The 4,762-nt window shown below is 56.6% G+C and carries 4 protein-coding genes and 1 pseudogene; all 5 read left to right on the top strand.

From position 1 onward, the window contains the following. Positions 1–248: ATP-binding protein (locus tag BM174_RS20540; protein ID WP_245766475.1), on the top strand; the 248-nt coding region annotated here is incomplete at its 5' end. Between the two features lie 9 nt (positions 249–257). Next, entirely contained in the window at positions 258–1,541 is a 1,284-nt protein-coding gene (locus tag BM174_RS20535; RefSeq protein WP_093925649.1) for an AMP-binding protein, read from the top strand. Next, positions 1,541–2,725, top strand: a complete 1,185-nt coding sequence (locus tag BM174_RS20530) for a thiolase family protein (protein ID WP_093925648.1) — start codon at positions 1,541–1,543, stop codon at positions 2,723–2,725. Before BM174_RS20535 ends, BM174_RS20530 begins: the two co-directional genes overlap by 1 nt. A 383-nt stretch (positions 2,726–3,108) precedes the next feature. After that, positions 3,109–4,212 (top strand): glycine cleavage T C-terminal barrel domain-containing protein, encoded by a 1,104-nt coding sequence (locus tag BM174_RS20525; protein WP_093925647.1) that lies wholly within the window; start codon positions 3,109–3,111, stop codon positions 4,210–4,212. A gap of 346 nt (positions 4,213–4,558) precedes the next feature. Beyond that, a pseudogene (locus BM174_RS20520) lies at positions 4,559–4,762 on the top strand (IS256 family transposase); the annotation flags it as partial.

Below are 4,762 nucleotides of genomic sequence, written 5' to 3'. Positions count from 1 at the left end.
TCTTCCCCGATCCCGCCATGACACTCGCGGCCGTCGACAGGCTTGTTCATCATGCGACCATCTTCGAAATGAATGTCGAGAGCTACCGGCGGCGATCCGCGCTCGAAGCCAAACGCAAGCGAGGCAGGCCTGCCACATACGCGACAATCAACAACACACCGCTGATTGACGCGGAGCGACAAACAACAGACGAAGAAAATCTTGCCGACGGCAATAACGATGATATCGTCACAGATGCCGCGACATAGAATCTCATCATGATTGTCGCCGCCGTCTCACCCAGATTGTCGCGCTATATGCCTCGGGTGACGCGCCGCTTGACGTTGATCTTGCTGACAGACCGTGAGGATGCGGCAGTGCCTGTTGAGTTTACAGGCGAATACGAAACACTCCTAGCACAGCAGACCGCCCGTTTTGACTTCGCGGATCTGCCCGAAGACACAAGGGCGACCCTGTTTTATACGACAGGCACGACGGGCGACCCAAAGGGCGTTAGCTATAGTCATCGCCAACTGGTCTTGCATACACTGGCCGCTGCTGCAGATCTTGGCACAGTCCCGGGGCAGGGCGGGCTGAAGCGGGATGATGTCTACATGCCGATAACACCGCTTTTCCATGTCCATGGTTGGGGTTTTCCGTATATTGCCACGTTCCTTGGGCTGAAGCAGATCTATCCAGGCCGCTATGAACCCGAACGGCTTTTGTCTTTGATCGAACAGCACGGGGTGACTTTCTCGCATTGTGTGCCGACGATTCTGGCGATGGTTCTCGGAGCGCCTAAGGCGGCCAGCACAGACTTGACGTGCTGGAAAGTGCTGATCGGAGGCTCTGCGCTATCCGAGGGGCTGACCCGTCAGGCGCGCGCCCTCGGCATCGACCTGCATGCGGCCTATGGCATGTCCGAAACCTGTCCTTTTGTGACCCATGCCGACATGCTGGCTAGCCAGATAAGCGATGATGTGACCATCCGCACCGCGACGGGCAGGCCCGTACCACTGGTCGAGGTACGGGTGGTAAGCCCGGATATGGAGGATGTGCCGCAAGACGGCAGGACCACGGGTGAAGTCATCGTCCGTGCACCTTGGTTGACCCACGGCTACATTCAGAACGCAGAGGCCAGCGCGGACCTTTGGCGCGGGGGCTGGCTGCATACAGGGGATGTAGGACATCATTCGCCCGACGGCACCCTGCGGATCACCGATAGACTGAAGGACGTCATCAAGTCTGGCGGTGAATGGGTGTCGTCGCTGACGCTGGAAAACCTCGTGTCCACGGTGCCTGGGCTGATTGAAGTGGCTGCCGTGGGTGTGCTGGATGACCGCTGGGGTGAAAGGCCGGTTCTAGTAGCGGTCATGGATCCGTCTGAAGAGATCGATGCTGCTATTCGGCACCGCATAGACGCTGCAATAGAATCGGGCGATTTGCCAAAATGGGCTGCACCTGACCTCATATACCGCGTTTCGGCACTACCGCGCACATCGGTCGGGAAGATCGATAAGAAACGCATCCGTCAGATGCTTGAAACCGGAGAAATCACCTGATGCGTGAAGCTGTCATCGTATCCTTTGCCCGCACGCCAATCGGGCTTGCCTTCAAGGGAAGTCTTAACAACATCAAATCGCCTAGTCTTGCCGCGCATGCCATCGCCGCTGCGGTCAGCCGCGCTGGTATTGATCCGGGCGAGGTGGAGGATCTGGTCATAGGCTCTGTGCTGACAGCAGGCACCGCCGCGATGAACCTTGGCCGTCTTGCCGCCCTCGCAGCGGGTTTGCCCGTCTCGGTTGCGGGTCAGACTGTGGATCGGCAATGCGCTTCGGGCTTGCAAGCCATCGCCATTGCGGCAGGGCAGATCGTGCAAGGCGGAATGGAGGTTGTCATCGCCGCCGGTCAGGAGAATATCTCGGCCATCCAAACGCCCTATTTCGACTGGGCCTTCCGTGAGCGGGATGCCGGTGTCACTGCGCATCAGCCGATGGCCTATCTGCCGATGCTCGATACGGCAGAAGCGGTCGCCAAAACATGGAATGTCAGCCGTGAGGCGCAGGACGCCTTTGCGCTGCAATCTCAGATGCGAACCGCTGCTGCACAGTTGGCGGGTAGGTTCGATGCCGAAATCGTTCCGATCAGCGCGACAAGACTGCTCAAGGACAAGGCGACTGGTGAGGTTGGCGAGGTGCATGTGACGCTCGCGCGCGACGAAGGAAACCGCCCGCAAACGACTGCCGACGGGCTGGCTGCGTTGAAACCTGTGCGCGACGGTGGCGTGGTGACCGCTGGCACTGCCAGCCAGCTTTCGGATGGTGCGGCGGCGATGGTCTTGATGGAGCGTCGAGCCGCCGAACGCCGCAACTTGCCGATCCTCGGCATCTTTCGGATGATGGCAGTGACTGGCTGTCCGCCTGAGCAGATGGGTATTGGCCCGATCCATGCCGTGCCGCGCCTCTTGGAGCGCGCAGGCCGACGCGTCGCGGACATCGATCTTTGGGAGCTCAATGAGGCCTTTGCAGCCCAGGCTCTGCCGTGCATCGATCAATTGGGGCTTGATCCCGCGCGGGTCAATGTCGATGGCGGCGCCATCTCTGTTGGCCATCCTTATGGAATGACCGGGCTTCGTCTTGCGGGGCACGCCCTGATTGAAGGTCGCCGTCGCGCTGCAACCCAAGCTGTTGTCACAATGTGCGTAGGTGGCGGCATGGGTGCGGCTGGGTTTTTCGAGATCGCATGATGCCCGCCATGACAAAATTGGGGTCTCAGCGTGAAAAACAGTTGTTTGAACTCTGGAATGGAATTGACCTATTTTTGGTCAAAGGCAGACTCTGGTCCACACACGTTGCCTATCAATTGCCCCGAAACACCATTCTGTTGATGCGGCGAAAGCCCCGTTGGCAGAACTTTCCAACACGGAAGGAAAAGGCCTCGTATGTCTGCCCCGACAAGAACTGTGTTCGCGTTTCTGTCATGATATAGCCAGTTTAGCATTTTTTGGCGCAATGACCCGTGTCCTTCCGGATCGTCGAAACTTCAACGTCGATGTTACCGCGCAAACACACGAAGCTCTAATTGCTGTCGTGCGCACCCCTGAAACCCCTTTGATCCTCGGAGTCCATCTTGTACGGTATCACTCCCTCTGCTCGCCTTCGCCCCTCTCCCTTCTATGACGCGACAGTCAAGGAAGGCGTCACCAACTTCACAACCTATAACCACATGCTTATGCCTACGGCTTTTGGCGATCCAGAAGCCGAGTATTGGCGACTGATGAATAACGTCAGCCAATGGGACGTGGCAGTCGAACGTCAGGTGCAGTTGAAGGGCCCCGATGCCGGTACTTTGGCCCAGATTCTGTCCCCCCGCGACCTATCGAAGCAAAAGGTGGGGCAAGGCAAGTATGTGCCCTTGTGCGACCATCAGGGCATTCTGATCAACGATCCTGTCTGTCTCAAGCTGGCCGACGACCTATACTGGCTCTCGATTGGGGACAGCAATATCTGGTTTTGGGCCAAGTCTATCGCAGCCGAACGAGGCCTACAGGTAGAGATTAGTGAGCCTGACGTCTCTCCTATGGCGATCCAAGGCCCAAAGGCCGAAGAGGTAGTAGCGAATGTCTGCGGTGACTGGGTACGGGATGTGAAATATTTCTGGTTCAAGGAAACTGAAATCAACGGCATCCCTGTTGTTGTCCAACGATCTGGCTGGTCGAAACAGGGTGGGTTCGAGATATATCTGCGGGATGGCAGCAAGGGCAGCGCGCTTTGGAACATCTTCCGCGAGGCCGGTGCTCCTTTTGGCATAGGTCCTGGCGGCCCTAACTGGTGCGAGCGGGTGGAATCCGGTCTCATATCCTATGGAGGGGATACGGATGGGACGACGAACCCCTACGAAGTGCGGATGGGTAAATATGTCGATCTAAATGTACCGGATGATACTATTGGTATCCAGGCTCTGCGTCGCATCGCTGCCGAAGGGGCAAAGCGCCATACTTTGGGGATCATATTGGATGCTGGCGATCCCGTGAAACCAGGCTTTTTGTGGAACCCAATCTTCAAAGACGGCAAGAAGGTGGGTGATTTGACCAATTGCATCTTCTCCTACCGGCTGAAGAAAAACATCGGTTTTGCCCTGATCGAAACGACTTGCGCTATCGGTGACCGAGTCGAGGCGCGGATTGGCGATGCAGTTCACCCTGCAAAGCTGACTGACCTTCCGTTTTTGTAAAGGTACAACAGACATCATCCCCGAATCTACCCTCCGCTCGTGTGGAGGGTAGAGGGTCCAGTTGCAGTATTTGAACGCCCACAAGTGCTCGGCTTTATACTTGGGATCATGCGGCTTTATCCAACAAGTTGGTAATGAATTCAATTTCGCTGAGATCGCCGGTTTAGTTATCAGTATAATTACAGTGGTTCTTTTTCCGAGGTCAGTTTTGCGATTCAGCTAAGAACTGATCTGGCTTGTGTTGAGCTATGACTGAATCTGGTGTTTTGGCGGTTTGAAGGTTGGCGGCGTATCTGGTTGATTTGTTGTTGGAAGACAGCAGCCCAACCGAAGGAGATACACCACCATGGAAACGACTAACATTGTTGATTTTGCGCGTCGAGACGGGATCACGGACGCGCTGACGGATTTGCTGAGAACGGGGGCGCAGCAATTGATCGCAACAGCAGTTGAAGCTGAACTTGCCGGTTATCTGGCTCAATTTTCCGACTTGCGCACTGAAGCAGGTCACGCGGCTGTCGTGCGCAACGGGCATCATCCGACCCGGCCC

Origin of the sequence: Sulfitobacter brevis (assembly GCF_900112755.1) — a bacterium.
In the GTDB taxonomy this organism is placed as follows: Bacteria; Pseudomonadota; Alphaproteobacteria; order Rhodobacterales; family Rhodobacteraceae; genus Sulfitobacter; species Sulfitobacter brevis.
This window is presented reverse-complemented; position numbering and strand designations above follow the sequence as displayed.

What these genes read in the sequence shown, in the direction of transcription:
- BM174_RS20530 (WP_093925648.1), top strand. Translation starts at nt 1,541, where the DNA reads ATGCGTGAAGCTGTCATCGTATCCTTTGCCCGCACGCCAATCGGGCTT.
- BM174_RS20535 (WP_093925649.1), top strand. Translation starts at nt 258, where the DNA reads ATGATTGTCGCCGCCGTCTCACCCAGATTGTCGCGCTATATGCCTCGG.